Source organism: Sagittula sp. MA-2 (assembly GCF_030126985.1).
Lineage (GTDB): Bacteria > Pseudomonadota > Alphaproteobacteria > Rhodobacterales > Rhodobacteraceae > Sagittula.
In genome coordinates, this window is sequence record NZ_CP126148.1 from 266,859 (window position 1) to 284,611 (window position 17,753).

Genomic DNA, 17,753 nt, shown 5'->3' on the forward strand with positions numbered 1-17,753 from the left:
TCACTCGGCCGCGACGCGGCGTTCCTCCGGGCGGCCGTATCCGCCACCCCCGGGGGTGACGACCTCCAGCCATTCGCCCTTGCGCAGGGTGCCCTGGCCGCGGTCGAACGGCGCGGTGCCCGGGCCGGTGGCATAGCTGCCGTGCCCGCCTTCGCCGCCGCCGTCCAGCCCCCACGAGCGTGAGAGGTTGCGCGAGATGTCGACCCGGACGAGGCAATCCTCGGTGGCGCGGTAGACCCGCCGCAGCCCCATGCCGCCGCGCTGCCGCCCGGCGCCTTCGGAGCCGTCGACCAGTTCGTAGCGTTCCAGGATCAGCGGGTATTCCACTTCCAGCGCCTCGACCGGCAGGTTCGACGTGTTGGTGGCGTGTACGTGAATGCCGTCCAGCCCGTCGGCATCCGGGCGTGCGCCGCCGCCGCCGCCGATGGTTTCGAGGTAAACCCAGTAGGTGCCTTGTTCCGGCCCGCTCTGGCGCGTTCCGGAGAACAGCGCCACTGTGCAGGTAGAGTTGGTGCAGGCCGACACTCGCGCCGGGGCCGCCTGCGCCAGTGCGCCGAGGATCAGGTCGGCGACGCGCTGGCAGGTCTGCACCCGCCCGTTGACCGCCGCGGGATGCGCGCAGTTGAGGATCGAGCCCTCCGGCGCCGTCACCGATATCGGTCGCGCCAGCCCGGCGTTGGGCAGGACCGAGGGGTCGACCACCGATTTGACGATGTAATAGACCGTGGCCAGAAGCGCGGTGCGGGTCATGTTGATGCCCGCGCGCACCTGCGGCGGCGCCTCGAAGGAAAGGCTGATGTCCTCGCCCGCTATCGTCACCGTCACCGCCAGCGGGATCGGGTCGTCGAAATCTAGGTTGTCGAAAACGTCCTCGAACCGCCAGCTTCCGTCCGGCAGCGCGGCGATGCCCGCGCGCATCTTGCGTTCCGCGTAGTCCAGCAGCGCCTGACCCGAGCCCAGCACAGTGTCGGCACCGTACCGGTCGCAGAGTTCCTGAAAGCGCTGCACGCCGACCCGGTTCGCGGCCATCTGGGCGCGCAAGTCCGACAGGCGTTCGCGCGGCACCTGGCAGTTCAGCAGGATCAGGTTCTGCACGTCTTCCTGCAGCATACCTTCGCGGTAGAGCCGGATCGGCGGAATTCGCAGCCCTTCCTGATAGATGTGGGCGTGCGCGCGGTCGACGAAATCCGAGTGATGCGCGAGGTTGACGGTCCAGGCCACCAGAGTTCCGCCGTGGAAGATCGGCTCCGCCAGCGCGATGTCGGGCAGGTGCGTGCCGCCGCCCTGATAGGCGTCGTTGCCGACGAACACGTCTCCGGGGCGGATGCCCTTCGCATCGTGCAGCTTCAGCACCATCGGGATGAAGTCGAGGAAACTGCCCAGGTGCACCGGGATATGTTCGGCTTGGCAGAGCGTGCGGCCCTCGACATCGAAGAGCGCGGTGGAGCAGTCCCGCCGCTCCTTGATGTTGGTCGAATAGGAGGCGCGGACCAGCGCCTCGCCGGTTTCCTCCACGATGGAGGATAGGGCGGCGCCGATAACCTCGACGGTGATCGGATCGAGAGCCGGGGTCTGTGTCATTGGCCAAGCTCCAGGATCAGGTTTTCGGTTGCATCGACATGGGCCGAAACGCCGGGGGGGATCAGCGTCGTGGTGTCCATCTGCTCGACAATGGCGGGACCGTCGAAGCGCATCCCCGGACGCAACCGTTCGCGGGCGTATAGCGTCGTTTCGGTAAAGCAGCCGGTCTCCGGATACCATGTCTGGCGCGCACCGATGATGGCATGCCGGGCATCTTCCGGCCCGGGGGCGCTGGTGGCGAGCGTGGCCTTTTCCACCTGGCCCACGGCCTCGGCGCGGAAGGTGACGCAGAAGATGCGTTCATCCTCGACCGCGAAGCCGTAAAGCCGCTTGTGCGCCTCGGTGAAGCCCGCGCGAAGAGCCTTCAGCGTTTCTTCGGTGACCGGCCCTTCGGGCAGTTCGACGGACAGTTCGTAGTTCTGGCCTTCGTAGCGCATGTCGACGCGGCGTGTGAGGCCGCGCTTGTCGGCTTCGATCTCTTCTGATCGGAACCAGTCCTCTGCCTCGGCGGTGACCTGTGCGACCGCATCGCCGATCTCTACCAGCATCGCCGAGTCGAGCGGCATAAGCCGGGTCAGCGGGAATTCGGCGCGCAGATCGGTCAACAGCAGCCCCATGGCGCATAGCGTGCCGGGCGTCCGCGGGATGATGACCCGCGGCATCCCCAGTTCCTGCGCCAGCCGCACCGCATGCAGCGGCCCCGCGCCGCCGAAAGCCATCAGCGCATAGGCGCGGGGGTCGTGCCCGCGCTGCACGGAAATTACCCGGATCGCCTTGGCCATGTTCGCCGTCACGACCGAGATGATGCCCTGCGCCGTTGCCATGGTGTCCATGCCCAGCCGTTCGGCCATGCGGTCGATGGCGGCCAGGGCGAGGTCGCGTCGCACCTCCATCCGGCCGCCCAGCAGATGCGTCGGGTTCAGCACCTGCAGCACGATGTTGGCATCGGTGACGGTGGGATCCTCGCCGCCGCGCCCGTAGCAGACCGGCCCGGGATCGGCGCCCGCGCTTTCCGGGCCGACTTTCAGGAGCCCGCCGGAGTCGATCCGTGCGATGGAACCGCCGCCGGCGCCGACGGTGTGGATGTCCAGCATCGGCGCCTTGATCGGGTAGCCGTGCACCTGCGCCTCGTTGGTGCGCGCGCATTGTCCGCCTGCCATCAGCGCCACGTCAGAGGACGTCCCGCCCATGTCGAAGGTGATGATGTCGGCCTCGCCCGCAGCCTGGCCGATCACCTGTGCCGCCACCACGCCGGTGGAGGGGCCGGAGAGGACCGCGCGCACCGGTGTCTCGGCCGCGACCTCGAAGCGAACCACCCCGCCGTTCGACTGCGTCAGATGTGGCGGGACCGGCAGGCCGAGGTTCTCCAGCCGCGGGGTCAGGCGGTGGATGTAGCGCTGCATGATCGGGCCGAGATAGGCGTTGACCGTGGCGGTGGACAGCCGCTCGAACTCGCGGAATTCCGGGGCGATCTCGTGGCTGGCACACAGAAAGACGTCCGGCAGCTCCTTTTCGAGGATCTCACGGGCGCGCTTTTCATGCGCGGGGTTCACGAAGGCGTAGAGGAAACAGATGGCCACTGCCTCCACCCCGGCCGCGCGCAGACCTTGGGCGGCGGTGCGTACTGCGTCTTCGTCCAGCGCCATGTCGACCGTACCGTCGTGCAACAGCCGTTCCGGGACCTCGAAGCGCAGCGCGCGGGGCACCAGGGTCTGCGGCTTTTCGGCGAAGATGTCATAGAGGTCGGGGCGCTTCTGGCGTCCGATTTCCAGCAGGTCGCGGAAGCCTGCGGTGGTCAGCAACCCGACGCGCGCCCCGCGATGCGTGATGAGCGCGTTGGTGGCAACGGTGGTGCCATGGCCCAGGTAGGCGACAGCGGCGGCCGGATCATCGGTTGCCCCGGCGCATTCGCGCATGCCTTCCTCGACGCCCTGCGCAATGCCGCGCGAGGGATCGTCCGGCGTGGACGAAACCTTCCAGACTTCCATCCGGCCCGAGGTCTCGTCGAAGAGGCAGACATCGGTAAAGGTCCCGCCGGAGTCGACCCCGACGCGCCAGCGGGCCGGTCCGGGTGCTGTGTTCGTGAGGTCCTTCATCGCTCGGTTTTTCCTGTTCTTCCCGTGCCGCGGCGGCCCGTTGGGGCGTCATCGCGCTTTCGGTCATCGGACACGCAGGTTCCGCGTCACGTCCAATCCAAAACTTTTTTGACAGCCAAGAATTTTTCTATCGGCCGTCGCGGGCGGGCCTCTCATTGACGCTTCAAGTTGCTGAAACATATGACAAATGACAATCATGCATCTCGGTTCGCCGGACCAGCCTATGGCGCTTGCCGTCACAATCCCGTCTGACGCCAAGATGTAAATACGTGCGTGTCCGGCGTGCTTTCGAAATGTGGACCGACAGCCGAACGGGGCGGAATCGAAGGATGGAGGGGTGCGTTTCCACGCTGGCGGACAGCGACGACGGCAGCAAAATCCAAGATCGTCGTGGGTTGGGTTGCGCGCGTTTCCGAGACTGGCATCGCAGTTCCGGATGGGCCGAGGAAAGCGATCTGTGCCGCCGTCTTGGCACTGGTCCCATCCGTCCCAGGCCGTTGCGTCCAACTCCTGAACGTCGCCTGCAACACTTCTATTTCAGTGTAGGCTCTGTGCGACAGCGCACTTGTCGTGGTGAACCGATCAGTTTACTTGCGACCCACATTCGAACCGCGAAAGAGTTAGCATGTCACACCGATGCACCCTCGCCATCCGTCTCTTGCTGGTGTGCCTCCTGGCCATACCGTCCGCCGTCTTTGCCCAAGAGGATGAAGGTACGGCCCGGCAGGATGCGCCGCGTCCCGTCAAGCTGATGACGATCGAGGCTGGCGCCGCGCCCATCGCACGGCAGTTCTTCGGACGGGTGCGTGCCCGATCGACGGTCGACCTTGCGTTCCAGGTGCCCGGCCAGATCATCTCTTTCCCGGTGACCGAGGGGACGCCCGTCAAGGAGGGCGCGCTGGTCGCGCAGCTCGACCTTGAGCCCTTCGAGCGTGAACTGGAACGCGCAAGGGTCAATCTCGCCAAGGCCGAACGAGACGCCGAGCGGCTCAGCAGCCTGCAGGGCAATGCCGTCGCCGAGGTGCAGGTGCGCGATGCCCGGACACAGCTCGACCTGGCGCGGATCGCCGCGCAGGAGGCCGAGAGCCGGCTGGAAGATGCGAGCCTCCACGCCAAGTTCGACGCGCTTGTGGCGCGCCGCGAAGTGCCGGTCTACACCACGGTGAGTGCCGGCCAGCCGGTCGTCCGGCTGCACGACATGTCCGAACTGCGCGTCGAGATCGAGGTGCCCGAAGTTCTGTTCCGCCGCTCCGCCGATTACGCGGCGAGCAGCGTGAGCTTCACCGCGAGCTTTCCGGGACAAGACCGCGAATACGCGCTGGCCCTGCGGGAATTCGAGGCAGAGACCGCCCAGGTGGCGCAGACCTTCACCCTGACGCTGGCCTTTGTCGAAGAAGTGCCGGGCTGGGTGCTGCCCGGGGCCTCCGTCACCGTCAAGTCGCGGGCAGACCTTGAGGACGAAGGCATGGCGATCCTGCTTCCGGAAACCGCGCTTGTGTTCACGCCCGACCGCTCGGTCGCAGTTATGGTGTTCGAACCGGGCGAACAGGAGGACAGGGGCACCGTCCGGCAGGTACCGGTCGAGATCGAGATGCGCGAGGATGCGCGTGTTGCACTGATCGAGGGGCCGGACACGGGAACGGAAATCGTGGCGACGGGCGCCTCGCAGCTTGTCGATGGCCAGGCGGTGCGCCGCTACACCGGCTTGGGGAACTGAGCTCGTGGCTATCGCGCGTTCCGCAATCGACCGTTCGCTCCTGACATGGCTCCTGATGCTGGGCTGCCTCCTTGGGGGGATCTGGGGCTTTGCCACCATCGGCCGGCTGGAAGACCCGGCCTTCACCATCAAGAACGCCGTGGTGCTGACCGAGTATCCCGGCGCCTCGGCAGCGGAGGTCGCCCGCGAGGTCTCTGAACAGATCGAGAGCGCGATCCAGCAGATGGGCGAGGTCAAGACGATCACCTCGTCGAACAAGCCGGGGCTCAGCCGGATCAACGTCGAGATCGAGTCGACCTACTCCGGTGAGGAGCTGCCGCAGATCTGGGACAAGCTGCGCGCCAAGGTGGCCAGCGCCCGCGGCTCCCTGCCCGAGGGCGCGCGCGAACCCTTTGTCAACGACGGCTTCGGGGATGTGTTCGGGATCTTCTACGCCGTCACGGCACCCAGTTTCACCGACAAGGAAGTGCACGACATTGCAGATTTCCTGCGGCGTGAACTGCTGGCGGTCGAGGGTGTCGCCGACGTCACCCTTTCCGGCCTGCCGGAGGAGGCGGTGTTCGTCGAGGTGCAGCCCGCCATCGTCACCAACCTCGGCATCGCGCCCGCCGCCATCGCGCAGGCCATCGCCAACGCCCAGACCGTCACGCCCGCCGGCAGCGTCGAAAGCGGCGACCTGTCCCTTCGGATCGAGACGCCGGAAGGGTCGGACAGCGTCGAGGCGATCCAGAACCTGACCATTGGCGTCAACGGCGAGATCGTCGACCTGACCGACTTCGCCATCGTCAGCCGGGAGCGGGTCGACGATCCGTCGATGATCATCCGCCACAACGGTCAGGAAGCCTTTACCATCGGTATCGCGGGCAAGGAGGGGCTGAACATCGTCGACGTGGGTGCGCGGGTCGATGCGCGGCTGGATGAGCTGCGCGCGGACATCCCGCTGGGGGTCGAACTCAACCCGATCTACAAGCAGCACGACGTCGTCGACGAGGCATCGAACGCCTTCCTTCTGAACCTCGCCATGTCGGTCGCCATCGTTGTGATCGTTCTGGCCCTCGCCATGGGCTGGCGCGCGGCGCTGGTGGTCGGGGCGACGCTTCTGCTGACGGTGGTGGGCACGATCTTCTTCATGGCGGTCTTCGGGATCGAGATGGAGCGGATCTCGCTCGGGGCGCTCATCATCGCCATGGGAATGCTGGTCGACAACGCCATCGTCGTCGCCGAGGGCATGCAGGGCGACATGCAGCAAGGGAAAAGCTCGCGCGATGCGGCTGAGGACGTCGCATCGAAGACGCAGATCCCGCTTCTTGGGGCGACCGTGATCGGCATCATGGCTTTTGCCGGAATCGGGCTCAGCCCCGATGCGACCGGCGAATTCCTGTTCTCGCTCTTCGCGGTGATCGGCATTTCGCTTCTGCTGTCCTGGGTGCTCGCGATCACGGCGACGCCTCTTCTGGCGCACTACATCTTCAAGCGCGGCGATGGCGAAGGGGGAGGCGCCTACGACGGCCCGGTCTTCCGCGCATATGCTGCCGTGCTGCGCGGCGCGATCCGGGCGCGCTGGCTGGTGGTGGTTACACTGCTGGTTCTGACGGCCGGCTGCTACTGGGGGTTCGGACAGGTCAAGCAGCAGTTCTTCCCCGACAGCAACACGCCGCTGTTCTACGTGCACTACAAGTTGCCGCAGGGCACCGACATCTCCGCCACGTCGCGCGACATGGCGTTGGTCGAGGATTGGCTGTTGCAACGCGACGAAGTCGTCTCGGTCTCGACATTCGTGGGCGGCGGTGCCTCGCGCTTCATGCTGACCTATGCGCCGGAAGAGCAGTTGCCGACCTATGGCCACCTGATCATCCGGACTGCCACGCTCGAAGAGATACCGCCGTTGAGGGACGCGCTGGAGACGTTCGGGCGCGAAACCCTGTCCGGGGGCGAGTTCCGCACCGAGCGGCTGGCCTTTGGTCCCGGTGGCGGCGCGCCCGTCGCGGTGCGGTTCTCCGGCCCCGATCCCGACGTTCTGCGGGCCCTCGCGGTGGAGGCCGAGGCGGTCATGCGGGAGGCCAGCGACCAGACACGCGACCTGCGCACCGACTGGCGCGAGCGCGAGCTTGTCATCGCGCCACGCTACAGCGAAGGCCGGGCCCAGACTGCCGGCGTCACGCGCGAGGATGTGGCCGCCACGATGAAGCTGGCGACGGAAGGGGACCGCGCAGGCACCTTCCGCGAAGGCAGCCGTCTGATCCCGATCATCGTACGTCAGTTGGGTGCCGGTGCCGAAGGTGGCGAACATCTTGTGGATCAGCCGGTCTACAGCTCTGCTGCGCAGCAGTTCATTCCGCTCGAACAGCTGATCGACGGTCTTGACTACGAGGTGCACGACACGCTCATCCACCGCCGAGACCGGCTGCCCACGATCACCGTCATGGCCGGGGTGCCCGCGGGCGTGAACGCCGACAAGGTGTTCCGGCAGGTGCGCGGTCCCATCGAGGCAATCCCCTTGCCCGAAGGCTACTCGCGCGAGTGGGGCGGCGAATACGAAAGCTCGACCGAGGCGCAGGAAAGTCTCGGCCGCCAGCTTCCGGTGTCGCTGCTGATCATGGTTCTGATCTCGATCCTGCTGTTCGGCGCCCTACGTCAGCCGCTGATCGTCTGGCTGCTCGTGCCGATGTCGGTGAACGGCGTGGCGCTGGGGCTGCTGGGGACGGGGCTGCCGTTCTCGTTCACCGCGCTTCTGGGCCTGCTGAGCCTGTCAGGCATGCTCATCAAGAACGGCATCGTGCTGGTGGAGGAGATCGACCTGACCCGCGCAGAGGGCGTGCCGTTCGAGCGCGCGATCGTCGAGGCCTCAACCTCGCGTCTGCGCCCAGTCGTTCTGGCGGCGGCGACCACGATCCTCGGCATGTTGCCGCTGCTCTGGGACGCGTTCTTCGCGTCGATGGCGGTGACGATCATGGCGGGGCTCGGCTTTGCGTCGGTGCTGACACTCATCGCAGCGCCGGTGTTCTACTACCTGTTCTTCCCCGGTCAGCATGCGTCTTCAAAGGAAGGGGAGGATGCGCGGCCCGCCTGAGCTTTGGCGGTGTCTGTATGGTTATGACGGCGCGGTTCCGTCGTCCCCGTCCGGGACCTTGGGACCGCGCTTTCGTATCCGATCGGACGCTGTCCGGTTGCGCTTTGTATTGACCCAGTCCCCGCATGCGCGGTCGATTTGCGCCATGGCCAGCGAACAGCAACGCCTCGTTCCCGTCCATTGCCCGCGCCAAGCTCACATCCGAGAGAGCCTGTCCTCGTCGTCCACGACCTTCAGCGCACAATCTGGGCCGGTCCAGCGCCACAGCACGATGTTGAAGTCGGTTGCAGCGGCGCCCTTCGCGAAGCTTCGGATCAGCAGCCCCGCAAACCCGTCGTCGATCAAGTGGAGGGCAAAATCCTGGGTCGGGACATCCTGTCCTTCGATCATCCGGATGCGCCAGCCGGGATCGGCGAGGTCGCTCTCCGTCATGCCGCGCCAGGCAAGGGCGGCCCCGTCGCGGGTGTCGAAGACCGGGCCGAGGTCCGCTTCGTAGGAGACCAGGATCGTGGGTTGCAGGCTGCCGACCTGATTGGCTTCCCGGAGGGCCGTGGTGGGTTCGAGCGCGGTATAGAGCGCGGGCGTGCCCTTCGCGTTGAAACGTCCGCCGTAAAGCTCCGCGCCACGGCCCGACAGCGGTTCGCGCGCGTAAACGGGGTTCAGCGCACGGTAGAGCGGTCCGGTGTAATGCACCGCTTTCAGCGGGTCAGGCGAAGACGCCGGCGTCGACCGCGTCGATGTAATCGAGGACCTGCTGCGCCTTGCCGTCCCGCACGAGTTGCATCGCGGTGCGACCATCGAAGCCTGGCAGGGGCTCCGAACGGTACCAGGCATAGGCCATAAGTTCCGAGCCGAAGCGCGGTTCGACCTTGTTCAGCACCTCCACCAATTCACGCAGGCGCCGCTGGGTCTTGTCCGAGTTGATGCGGGTGCGCCGTTGCAGCGCATCCTTGCCAAGACCCACCGTGACGGCGATCTCTTCGGCAGAGGTCCGCAACGCCGCTGCAATCTTGCGGGGCTCGAACTGTCCGCCTTCGGCGAAGTTGGCGAGATGCATGCCATGCCTCCATCGGTGATAATCACAGTATATAGCGTCAAAATGGCCGAAGTGCAAGCGTCAGGGACGTCTTACGCATTCTTCGAACCCTCGCGCTCGGAAAGAGGTGCTCTTGCTGCCGCTTCCTCAAACGCTTTCGAATGATGGTGTCCGGTTTCACCGCTTGTGCTCGCGTTTGTCGCATTTGACCAGCGTGGTCCTTTGCTGTCGCACAGCCGTGCCATCATCCGAGCGAAGAGCCTTTCACACTCCACCGCTTCCAGCAGCCGTTCAGCGCATTGTGCGGACCACAAGCAACGGGCGCGTCGCGCCAGCGCAGGCCATACGATTCATGAAGATTATTCCGCTCAGCACTGGCGTCCACTCGGCGCTTGCGGCGTGACTTCGGCACAAACGGGGGCAAACGTGCCACCTTCATGTCGGTGAACCAAAAGGGATCGCGCCTGTCACAGCTCCGTTTTAGGAGCCGTGACCTAAAAGGTGCGATTGAAACCTATGCATGTCACCCCGGCGCAAAGCAAAGCTTCGCGGGACCGGCACGACCAGATCTCTGTGCCCTTACCGGTATCAGAAACGATCATATCTCTCTGCAGGCTGGGGGGCTTTGAGATCATGACAGCCGCACGAGCTTCGTTCCAGCATCTTTAGCGCGGTAAGCAAGGCGAGTTCAGAAGCGACGCGCGACAGGTTTGGCAGGACGTCCGCTTGCAGCAATGTGCCCCGATCTCTGTCCATGTAGTCGTTGAAGCCTGCTGTGACGAAAGCGAGCGGCACAAAACACGCGCCGATCTCGCGGCTCAGCGTGGCCTCCGGCGCAAGCGAATGGTTGATGAGGTCCGCCCCCATCGACCGGAAGGCAATTGCTTCGGCCGGTGTTGTCAGGCGCGGCCCGTAGCAGTGCGCCGCGACCAAACCTTGTTCGATGCCGTGAACGCGCCAATGCTTCGGCCAGACCTCGCGGGCCGTCTCTGCCAGCAATCCGGCGCATTCGGTGCAGATGATCGCCTTTCCGGACGCATCAAAACGCTGGCGTCCGGGAAGCAGGGAATAGGGGGTCTGCGTCAGCTCGATGATATCGGCTGCAATCGCGAGATCGCCGGGCTGAATGGCCTTGTTGACGGCACCCATGGTCGAGCTCGCGAGCACCTGTCTGACACCTGCCTCGTGAAGGACCCAGAACGCCCTTCGGTGGCACGCGTGATCGATCTCGTCCCGCGGGTTACCATGGGAATACATGCAGAGCGCGCGATGAGGTTTCCTGTCCGGGGTCACGTCGCTGGAAAACTCTATCAGTTTCCAGTTTTCGGAAGGTCCCCAAGGGGTGTCAAAGGCCATATCGCGCGCAATGACACGGACGCCGTCCATGCCGGTATCCTCGGGGAACGCCAGCCCCCAGTTTGCAGAGCCGGTGATGAGAGCGAGGCGCACCTGAGGAATGCCAACCGCCATGTGGCTGCCGGCGCTCGGGGATTCATCGTTCATCTGAGGGAAACTCCTGTCTTCAGGTGGCGCGGCGCGCGTTGACGAGCAACACAACGGCGATCACCAATACGGTCCAGAGGGTGGAAATGGCGGCAATGGTCGGATCGATCTGATCGCGCAGCGACAGAAACATCAGCTTGGGCAGCGTGGCGCTGTCGCCTGCGGCAACGAAAATCGAGATCACCGCCTCATCGAGCGAGGTGAGAAAGGCCATGAGTGCAGCGGTCGGCAGGGTGAAGTTGAGCTGCGGAACCAGGATCCCGGCAATGGCGCGCGCCCATCCGGCCCCGAGGCTTCGCGCGGCGTCCACTTGCCCCCAGTCAAACCGCGACACGGCCGGGAACATCACGATCGTGGTGACCGGGATCGCGAGGACGACGTGACCAACAAGAACACCGGTCAGCGTGCCGATCAGTTTCAGCTTTGCCAGGACAAAGAACAGCCCGATGGCCAGAAGGATGCCGGGTATCACCGAAGGCGAGAGCACATAGGTGTACAAGACGCGGGACCTGAACCCGCCAAGACGATTCATCGCGATGCAGGCCGCAAGACTGACGGGGACCGCAACCAAGGCGGTCAGGGTGCCGAGGATCAGCGAGGTCTTGAGCGCCAGCATCCATGTCGCCGAGCCGAAGAAGCTCTGGTACCAGCGCAACGAAAGCGTGCGCGGCGGAAACTCCAGCAAGTCTGATCCGGAGAACGACAGCGGCACCACGATCAGGGTGGGAAGGATCAGGAATCCAAGGATCAGCGCGGCAACGACCCACATGACGGTCTTGAACCCACGGTTGTCAAAGGACTCAAGCATGGCGACGCTCCTTGCGGGACAGCAGATGACGCAGGCACAAGAGCATCGCGGCAGTGAGGGCAACCAGAAGCAACAGCAGGATGCCAAGCGCTGACGCGGCGCCCCAGTTCTGGAAGGTGGAGAGCGTGCGCTCGATCCGGATCGCGATCGGGTTCACCTGCCCGCCGCCTAAGATTGCCGGCGTGATGAAGAACCCGAGCGTGTAGATGAAGACGATTGTCGCCCCGGACCGGATTCCGCCCGCCGCCAGTGGCAGCACGACGCTGACCAACGTGCGCGGCAGCGAGGCCCCCATGCTGGCGCTGGCGCGGATCGTGTTATGGTCGATGTCCCGCAAGGCGGCGTAGGTTGGCAGGACAAAGAGCGGCAGCATGAAATGGACCATGCCGATCAGCGTGCCGGTGAAATTGTAGACCAGCGCCAGCGGCTCGTCGGTCAGGCCGATCCCTTGCAGGCCCTGATTGACGAGCCCATCCCGCCGCAGCAGAACCAGCCAGCCGTAGGTGCGTACCAGGATCGACGTCCAGAGCGGCAGCATCAGCAGGATCAGCAGGCGATTGGCCAGCTTTTGCGGTGCCGAGGCCAGTGCCAGCGCCAGCGGCAGGCCCAGGATGAAGCACAGCGCAAGGGTGCCTGCAGAGAGTTCTACCGTGCTCCAGATCGCACGCCAGGTCAGATCGCTGGTGAGCAGGTTTTCCCAGTTCGCAAGCGTGTAGCTGCCACGCAGGGAAAGAAAGCTCTGCCGCAAGATCCAGAGGATCGGCAGCATCGCACAAAGGCCGACCAGCACCAGCGCCGGCAGCGAAAGCGACAGGAAAAAGGCATTCTCGCGCCGGAGATCGCGGCGCAGCCCGGCCGCGACGGTATCGACGTTGGGAGGAGCAAGATCAGCGTGGGTCATGCCGCCTCCCGGGCCATTTCGTGGACATGGCGCGCATCGGCATAGGCGGTGACCTCCTCTCCGGGCTTGAGGCTGTCGCAGCCTTCCGAACGGCTTGATGGAATTGACAGCATCACCTCCTGGCCCGATGCCAGCGTCAGCTGGATCAGCCAGTTCTCGCCGCGGAAGGCGATGGCGGCGATCTTGCCGGACACGCTCAGTCCTTCCGCACCGCAGGCGGCGCGATCCAGATGGAAGGTCTCGGCCCGCACCATCAATTTGCGAGAGGGTTGCAACGCGTGCCCGTCGAGCCCCCGGCAATGGGCCCCGTCGAGAACATTGGCCTCACCCATGAACTCGGCGACAAAGGCAGAGCGCGGATGGTGGTAGATCTCTTTAGGCGCGTCAATTTGCTGGATCTGCCCGGCGCTCATGACGGCGATCCGGTCCGACATCGTCAGGGCCTCGCGTTGGTCGTGGGTGACATAGACCGTGGTGATGCCCAGATCGTCATGCAGGCGCCTGATCTCGAATTGCATTTGCTCCCGCAGGTTCTTGTCCAGGGCCGACAGCGGTTCGTCCATCAGCATGATCCGCGGTTCATAGACAATGGCCCGGGCCAGCGCCACGCGCTGGCGCTGGCCGCCGGACAGGGCGGCAATGTCGCGGTCCGCAAACGCACCGAGCTTCACGCGTTCGAGCGCCGCCATGGCCCGGTCCCTGACGTCACCGCTGGACAGCTTGCGCAGTTTCAGCGGGTATTCGACGTTTTCCCGGACGGACATGTGCGGAAACAGGGCGTAGTTCTGGAACACGATGCCGATGTCGCGCTTGTTGGGGGCGAGCCGGGTCACGTCGCGATCTCCGATCACGATCCGGCCCGTTTCCGGGCGCGTGAAACCGGCAATGGCCATCAGCAACGTGGTCTTGCCTGAGCCCGAAGGCCCCAGCAGGGTCAGAAATTCGCCCGGCAGGATGCGGAGCGACACGTCGTCGAGCGCAACGAAGTCGCCAAAAGTCTTGCGCAGTTTTTCGATCGTGATGGGAAGAGGTGTCATATGTGCGTCCTGCCGGGCGAGTGAGGGTGGTGAGCGATCAGCGATTGATCATCTCGTCGAATGCGATCTGAGCCGCTTCGCCGTTTTCAACCCACCAGGAGGGGTCTGAATAGACCGAGGTCCCGGCGTTCTCCGGCGCGGTGGCCAGCAGCGGCAAGCGGTCTTCGGGGATCAGGCCGGTTTCATAGGCGCCTTTGTTCATCGGGCCGTAGAGGATGTAGTCCGTCAGCTTGGCTTCGCGTTCGGCCGTGGTCATGCCCGCGATCAGTCGCATCGCATCTTCGACGTTCTCGGATCCGGCCGGAACTGCCAGGCAGTCCGTGCCGACGATCGAGCCCTTGAACGTATAGTCTGCAGGACCCTGTTCCTTTGCCGCTGCAGCTCGACCGTTCCAGGTCACGACCAGATCGACTTCGCCGTCGGCAAGGATCTGTGTCGATTGGGCGCCGGAGGTCCACCAGATCGCCACATCCGGGTTCAGCTCTGCGAGGCGGGCGATGGCACGGTCAAGACCGCCTTCGGAAGACAGAACGTCATAGAACTCGTCCGGTGCGACACCATCGGACAGCAGCGCGATCTCCAGCGTGTCCTGGGCATTTGCCCGCAGCGCACGGCGCCCCGGAAAGGCTTCGGTGTCCCAGAATTCGGCCCAGGTCTTCGGAGCGTTTTCGCCAAAGGTCTCCGTGTTCCAGGCCATCACCGTACCGTAGCTGTCGAAGGGAAAGCAGTAATCGTTGCGCGCACCCTCGGGCAGCGACTCCATGTCCACGATGGAGGTATCGAGCGGTTCAAGGAGGTCGAGCGCGGCGGCCTGGGCCGCCTCTGCCGATCCCAGATGAATGACATCCGTCGTGACGGTTCCCGACATCATCTGCATCCGCAGCGCGGCGAGGCTGTCACTTTGGCTTTCCTCCCGGATCTCAAAGCCAAGTTCACTGGCGGCTGGACCCCACATCGCCTCTTTCAGGGCCGTGCCGTAGTCGCCGCCCGCAGCGGTGATGGTCAATGTCTGCGCCGTCACAAGTGTCGGCAACGAGACGCCGGCAATGAGTGCCAGTGAGAGGGTCGAAGTCAGGGGTTTGCGAAACATTTGGTCCTCTGTCGGTTAGGGGTGCGAAAGCCGTTCTGGGCGGCGTTTTAGGAATTCGTAACGTTACGAATTGCAGATTCGATGATTCTTTGGAAGACATTTTGTTTGTGTACTGACATATCTTTCCGAACATGCCCGTCTTGTGAGCATCGACCGCGGACAGATTGCATACCTGACGGCAACACGTGTTAAGTCCTGCAAAACCAAATCGTAGACGCACAGAGTTGGCCTGAACACGCATGAGAAAATCTGCATCTCGCCCCAATCTTCGACAGCTTGCGTCCACGTTGGGGCTTTCGGTGACCACCGTTTCGCGTGCGCTCAAGAATGGTCCCGAAGTGAATTCCAAGACCGTCAAGCGTGTTCAGGAAGCGGCGAAGACTATGGGGTACGTTCCCAACCGGACCGGCCAGGCGCTTCGGACAGGTCGGACGAACGTGCTGGCTGCGATCTTGCCGCTCGAAACCCAAGCCTATCTTTCGGACGTTGCGCGGCTGCCCTTGATCGAAGGCATGACCGTCGCGGCGCAAGCCAGGGGATATACGCTGTCGATACACTCGGCATTGCCCGATGCGGATCCGCTCGAGGTCGTACAAAAAACGGTCGGGCTCGGTGCCTGCGACGGCTTGATAATCACCCGGATGGAGCGGAACGACACGCGGATTGCGTGGCTGGACGAGCAAGGCATCCCTTTCGTGACGTTCGGGCGGAGCGACAGCGCCCGGCAGCACGCCTATGTGGATATCGACAATGCGAAGATTGCACAGATCGCGACAGCGCAGCTCCTGTCCGAAGGCCACCGCCGCATTGCTCTGCAGGTTCTCGGAGGCCGCGATATGGCGAGCGCCGAACGCATTTCCGGCTTTTTTCAATCGCACGAAGAGGCCGGGATTCATGCTGATCCGGCCTTGGTGGGCACGGACCATTTCGACATGGAAACGTCAAGCAATGCCCTGGATCACCTGCTGCTCTTGCCGGATCCGCCGACTGCAATGATCTGTGTGTCGGAACTCGGCCTTCTCGGGGCGATAGCCGCTCTGCGGCGGCATGGCATTTCGGCTCCGAGCGATTTCGCGCTGATCACAAGGGACAACACCCGTATGTGCGATTTTCTGGGGCTCCCCGGAATTCGTTATCATTCCGTGGATATGGCACGTGTCGGCCAAAGCCTTGTCGAAGGGCTCTTGGGACGCATCGACCAGCCGGACGAAGGCCCGTTTCAGAAAGTGTTCGCGCCCGGTCCCTTGTTCGGAGATCCGCCGCACGCGGGCCGAAACAGCCGCGCGGGGAAGAAGCCTTGAGGCGACAGCCTGTCGTCGCTCATGTCCAAAAGCATGTCCGGCGCTTGGCATGCCGGACCGATCCTAGCCGTGCACGTGGCAAAGGTCCTCAGGAGTATCTTTCTCCTGAAACCGATCGGAGGTCGAATAGCCGATCCATACCGTTGTGCGAAACCGGAAGACCTTGCCGGCAGCCATGGCCTGACTGTTCGAGCCGGGCATGACGCTGGCTGAACAAGGGGAGCGACTTTCGTCCGCGTGGTGCTACCGGGTAAGCCAAACAAGTCTGAACGCCCGGCTACCTGCAAGGGTCCGGCCGCGCGTTCAGGGTATGCCGGTGACGAGGGGCCTAGCCGAGCGGAACTCCGAGAGGGTCGTGGGCGTAAACCCAGGCCGGATCTTCCGGCTCTTTCAGCCAGGTGTTGGCGTTGGAAATGGTCTGCACCTTTGTGGCTCGGTCACGCCGGGTGGCCTCGTACAGCGAAAAGGCCGAGGCGTAATCCGTGGTCCCGGTTTCCTCAAGGCAGCGGGTCAGCACGGCTGCATCTTCGATCGCCATGCAGGCGCCCTGCGCCATGTGCGGGCGCATCGGGTGGCACGCATCGCCAAGCAGGCAGAGGCGGCCCTGGCTCCAGAGGTTCAGCGGGTCGCGGTTCCAGAAGGGCCACTTGGTGATCTCTTCGGTGGCGTCGATGAGCGCGTTCACAACCGGATGCGAGCCGCCAAAGATCGCCTCCATCTCTTCGCGCGAGCTGTCGACAAAGCCGGTCTCATGCTCCCAGCCATCCACCGGAACGCCGGTGACGTAGTAATATTCGGAGCCGTCGCCCTTGGTGGCATAGGCCATGATGTGGCGCGACTGTTCCCACCACCACTTTACGCAGGGCTCGAAATCGACGCCCGAGGCGCGCAGCTTGTCCATGTTGACCAGCGCGCGGTGCCCGACCCAGCCCGAGAAGCGGGGTTTTTCGACGCCCAGCAGTTTCTCGCGGATCATCGAGTTGATGCCATCGGCGCCGATCACCAGCTTGGCGGCCACCTGGCGGCCATTGGCAAAGGTCAGCAGCACGTCATTGTCCCGCTCGGCGATGTCGGTCAGGCGGTGATCGAAATGCAGACGGTCCTGCGGCAGGGCCTCGATCTGCTCGGCGTGCAGGTCGCCACGGTGGATGGTGATATAAGGTGCACCGTATTCCGACTTGGCATAGTCGCCCAGTTCGATCCGGGACAGGTATTCGCCGGTCATCCCGTCGCGGGAGAACCAGAAATCCGGATGCGAACCGATGGCGGCCAGACGATCCTCAAGCCCGATGCGGCGGAACACCTTCATCACGTTGGGGCCGATATGGATGCCCGCGCCGAGCCGGGTAAAGACCGGCGCCTGTTCAAAGCAATGCACGGAGAAGCCCGCGTCGTCGAGCAGCGCCATCGCCGCTGCGCCACCCAGCCCCGCGCCGATAACGGCTATGTCCACCTGATCGATCGAGTCCATGTCAGTTCCTCTTTGTCTGCGCGTTCATATTGTTCGTATACTAACGAATAATCAGTGCCCGGTCCAGTTCAACGGCATATGAAGCATGTACCTTTTCCAGGCATCCGGCGCGGTTTGAGTGGAATCGCGCCGGATTTTCCGC

The 17,753-nt window shown here is 64.1% G+C and carries 13 protein-coding genes; 3 read left to right on the forward strand and 10 right to left on the reverse strand.

The window, feature by feature from the left end; translation table 11 throughout:
• Both QNI11_RS24800 and QNI11_RS24805 read right to left on the reverse strand, forming a co-directional pair.
• Positions 1-1,581 (reverse strand): hydantoinase B/oxoprolinase family protein, encoded by a 1,581-nt coding sequence (locus tag QNI11_RS24800; RefSeq protein ID WP_283983736.1) that lies wholly within the window; start codon positions 1,579-1,581, stop codon positions 1-3.
• Positions 1,578-3,677 carry a hydantoinase/oxoprolinase family protein gene (locus QNI11_RS24805; protein ID WP_283983737.1) on the reverse strand — a complete coding sequence of 700 codons (2,100 nt, stop codon included), beginning with the start codon at positions 3,675-3,677 and terminating at the stop codon, positions 1,578-1,580. Before QNI11_RS24805 ends, QNI11_RS24800 begins: the two co-directional genes overlap by 4 nt.
• A 625-nt stretch (positions 3,678-4,302) precedes the next feature.
• Between QNI11_RS24805 and QNI11_RS24810 the strand changes: the two genes are divergently transcribed.
• Both QNI11_RS24810 and QNI11_RS24815 read left to right on the forward strand, forming a co-directional pair.
• A complete protein-coding gene (locus tag QNI11_RS24810; protein WP_283983738.1) occupies positions 4,303-5,394 on the forward strand; it encodes an efflux RND transporter periplasmic adaptor subunit in 1,092 nt (363 codons plus the stop codon).
• Positions 5,395-5,398: 4 nt separating this feature from the next.
• Positions 5,399-8,464, forward strand: coding sequence for an efflux RND transporter permease subunit (locus QNI11_RS24815; protein ID WP_283983739.1), 3,066 nt, complete (start codon positions 5,399-5,401; stop codon positions 8,462-8,464).
• A 195-nt stretch (positions 8,465-8,659) separates the two neighbouring features.
• Here QNI11_RS24815 and QNI11_RS24820 read toward each other — a convergent pair whose 3' ends face one another.
• The 7 genes from QNI11_RS24820 to QNI11_RS24855 all read right to left on the reverse strand — a co-directional run bounded on the left by QNI11_RS24820 (position 8,660) and on the right by QNI11_RS24855 (position 14,839).
• Positions 8,660-9,157: an RES family NAD+ phosphorylase gene (locus tag QNI11_RS24820; RefSeq protein WP_283983740.1), complete on the reverse strand. Its 498-nt coding sequence runs from the start codon at positions 9,155-9,157 to the stop codon at positions 8,660-8,662.
• 13 nt (positions 9,158-9,170) lie between these two features.
• Complete coding sequence (locus tag QNI11_RS24825) at positions 9,171-9,521, reverse strand: MbcA/ParS/Xre antitoxin family protein (protein ID WP_100931139.1); 351 nt, start codon at positions 9,519-9,521, stop codon at positions 9,171-9,173.
• 567 nt (positions 9,522-10,088) lie between these two features.
• Positions 10,089-11,003 (reverse strand): hypothetical protein, encoded by a 915-nt coding sequence (locus tag QNI11_RS24835; RefSeq protein WP_283983741.1) that lies wholly within the window; start codon positions 11,001-11,003, stop codon positions 10,089-10,091.
• A gap of 19 nt (positions 11,004-11,022) precedes the next feature.
• A complete protein-coding gene (locus QNI11_RS24840; RefSeq protein ID WP_283983742.1) occupies positions 11,023-11,811 on the reverse strand; it encodes an ABC transporter permease in 789 nt (262 codons plus the stop codon).
• On the reverse strand, positions 11,804-12,712 hold the full coding sequence (locus tag QNI11_RS24845) for an ABC transporter permease (RefSeq protein ID WP_283983743.1): 909 nt from the start codon (positions 12,710-12,712) through the stop codon (positions 11,804-11,806). Before QNI11_RS24845 ends, QNI11_RS24840 begins: the two co-directional genes overlap by 8 nt.
• Complete coding sequence (locus QNI11_RS24850) at positions 12,709-13,749, reverse strand: ABC transporter ATP-binding protein (protein WP_283983744.1); 1,041 nt, start codon at positions 13,747-13,749, stop codon at positions 12,709-12,711. The genes QNI11_RS24845 and QNI11_RS24850 overlap by 4 nt, the downstream gene beginning before the upstream one ends.
• A 37-nt stretch (positions 13,750-13,786) precedes the next feature.
• Positions 13,787-14,839: an ABC transporter substrate-binding protein gene (locus QNI11_RS24855; protein ID WP_283983745.1), complete on the reverse strand. Its 1,053-nt coding sequence runs from the start codon at positions 14,837-14,839 to the stop codon at positions 13,787-13,789.
• Between the two features lie 299 nt (positions 14,840-15,138).
• On the opposite strand from QNI11_RS24855, the gene QNI11_RS24860 reads away from it, so the two are divergent.
• Positions 15,139-16,140, forward strand: a complete 1,002-nt coding sequence (locus QNI11_RS24860; RefSeq protein ID WP_283983746.1) for a LacI family DNA-binding transcriptional regulator — start codon at positions 15,139-15,141, stop codon at positions 16,138-16,140.
• 328 nt (positions 16,141-16,468) lie between these two features.
• On the opposite strand, the gene QNI11_RS24865 is transcribed toward QNI11_RS24860, so the two are convergent.
• Complete coding sequence (locus QNI11_RS24865; RefSeq protein ID WP_100931145.1) at positions 16,469-17,611, reverse strand: FAD-dependent monooxygenase; 1,143 nt, start codon at positions 17,609-17,611, stop codon at positions 16,469-16,471.
• Between the last annotated feature and the right edge of the window lie 142 nt (positions 17,612-17,753).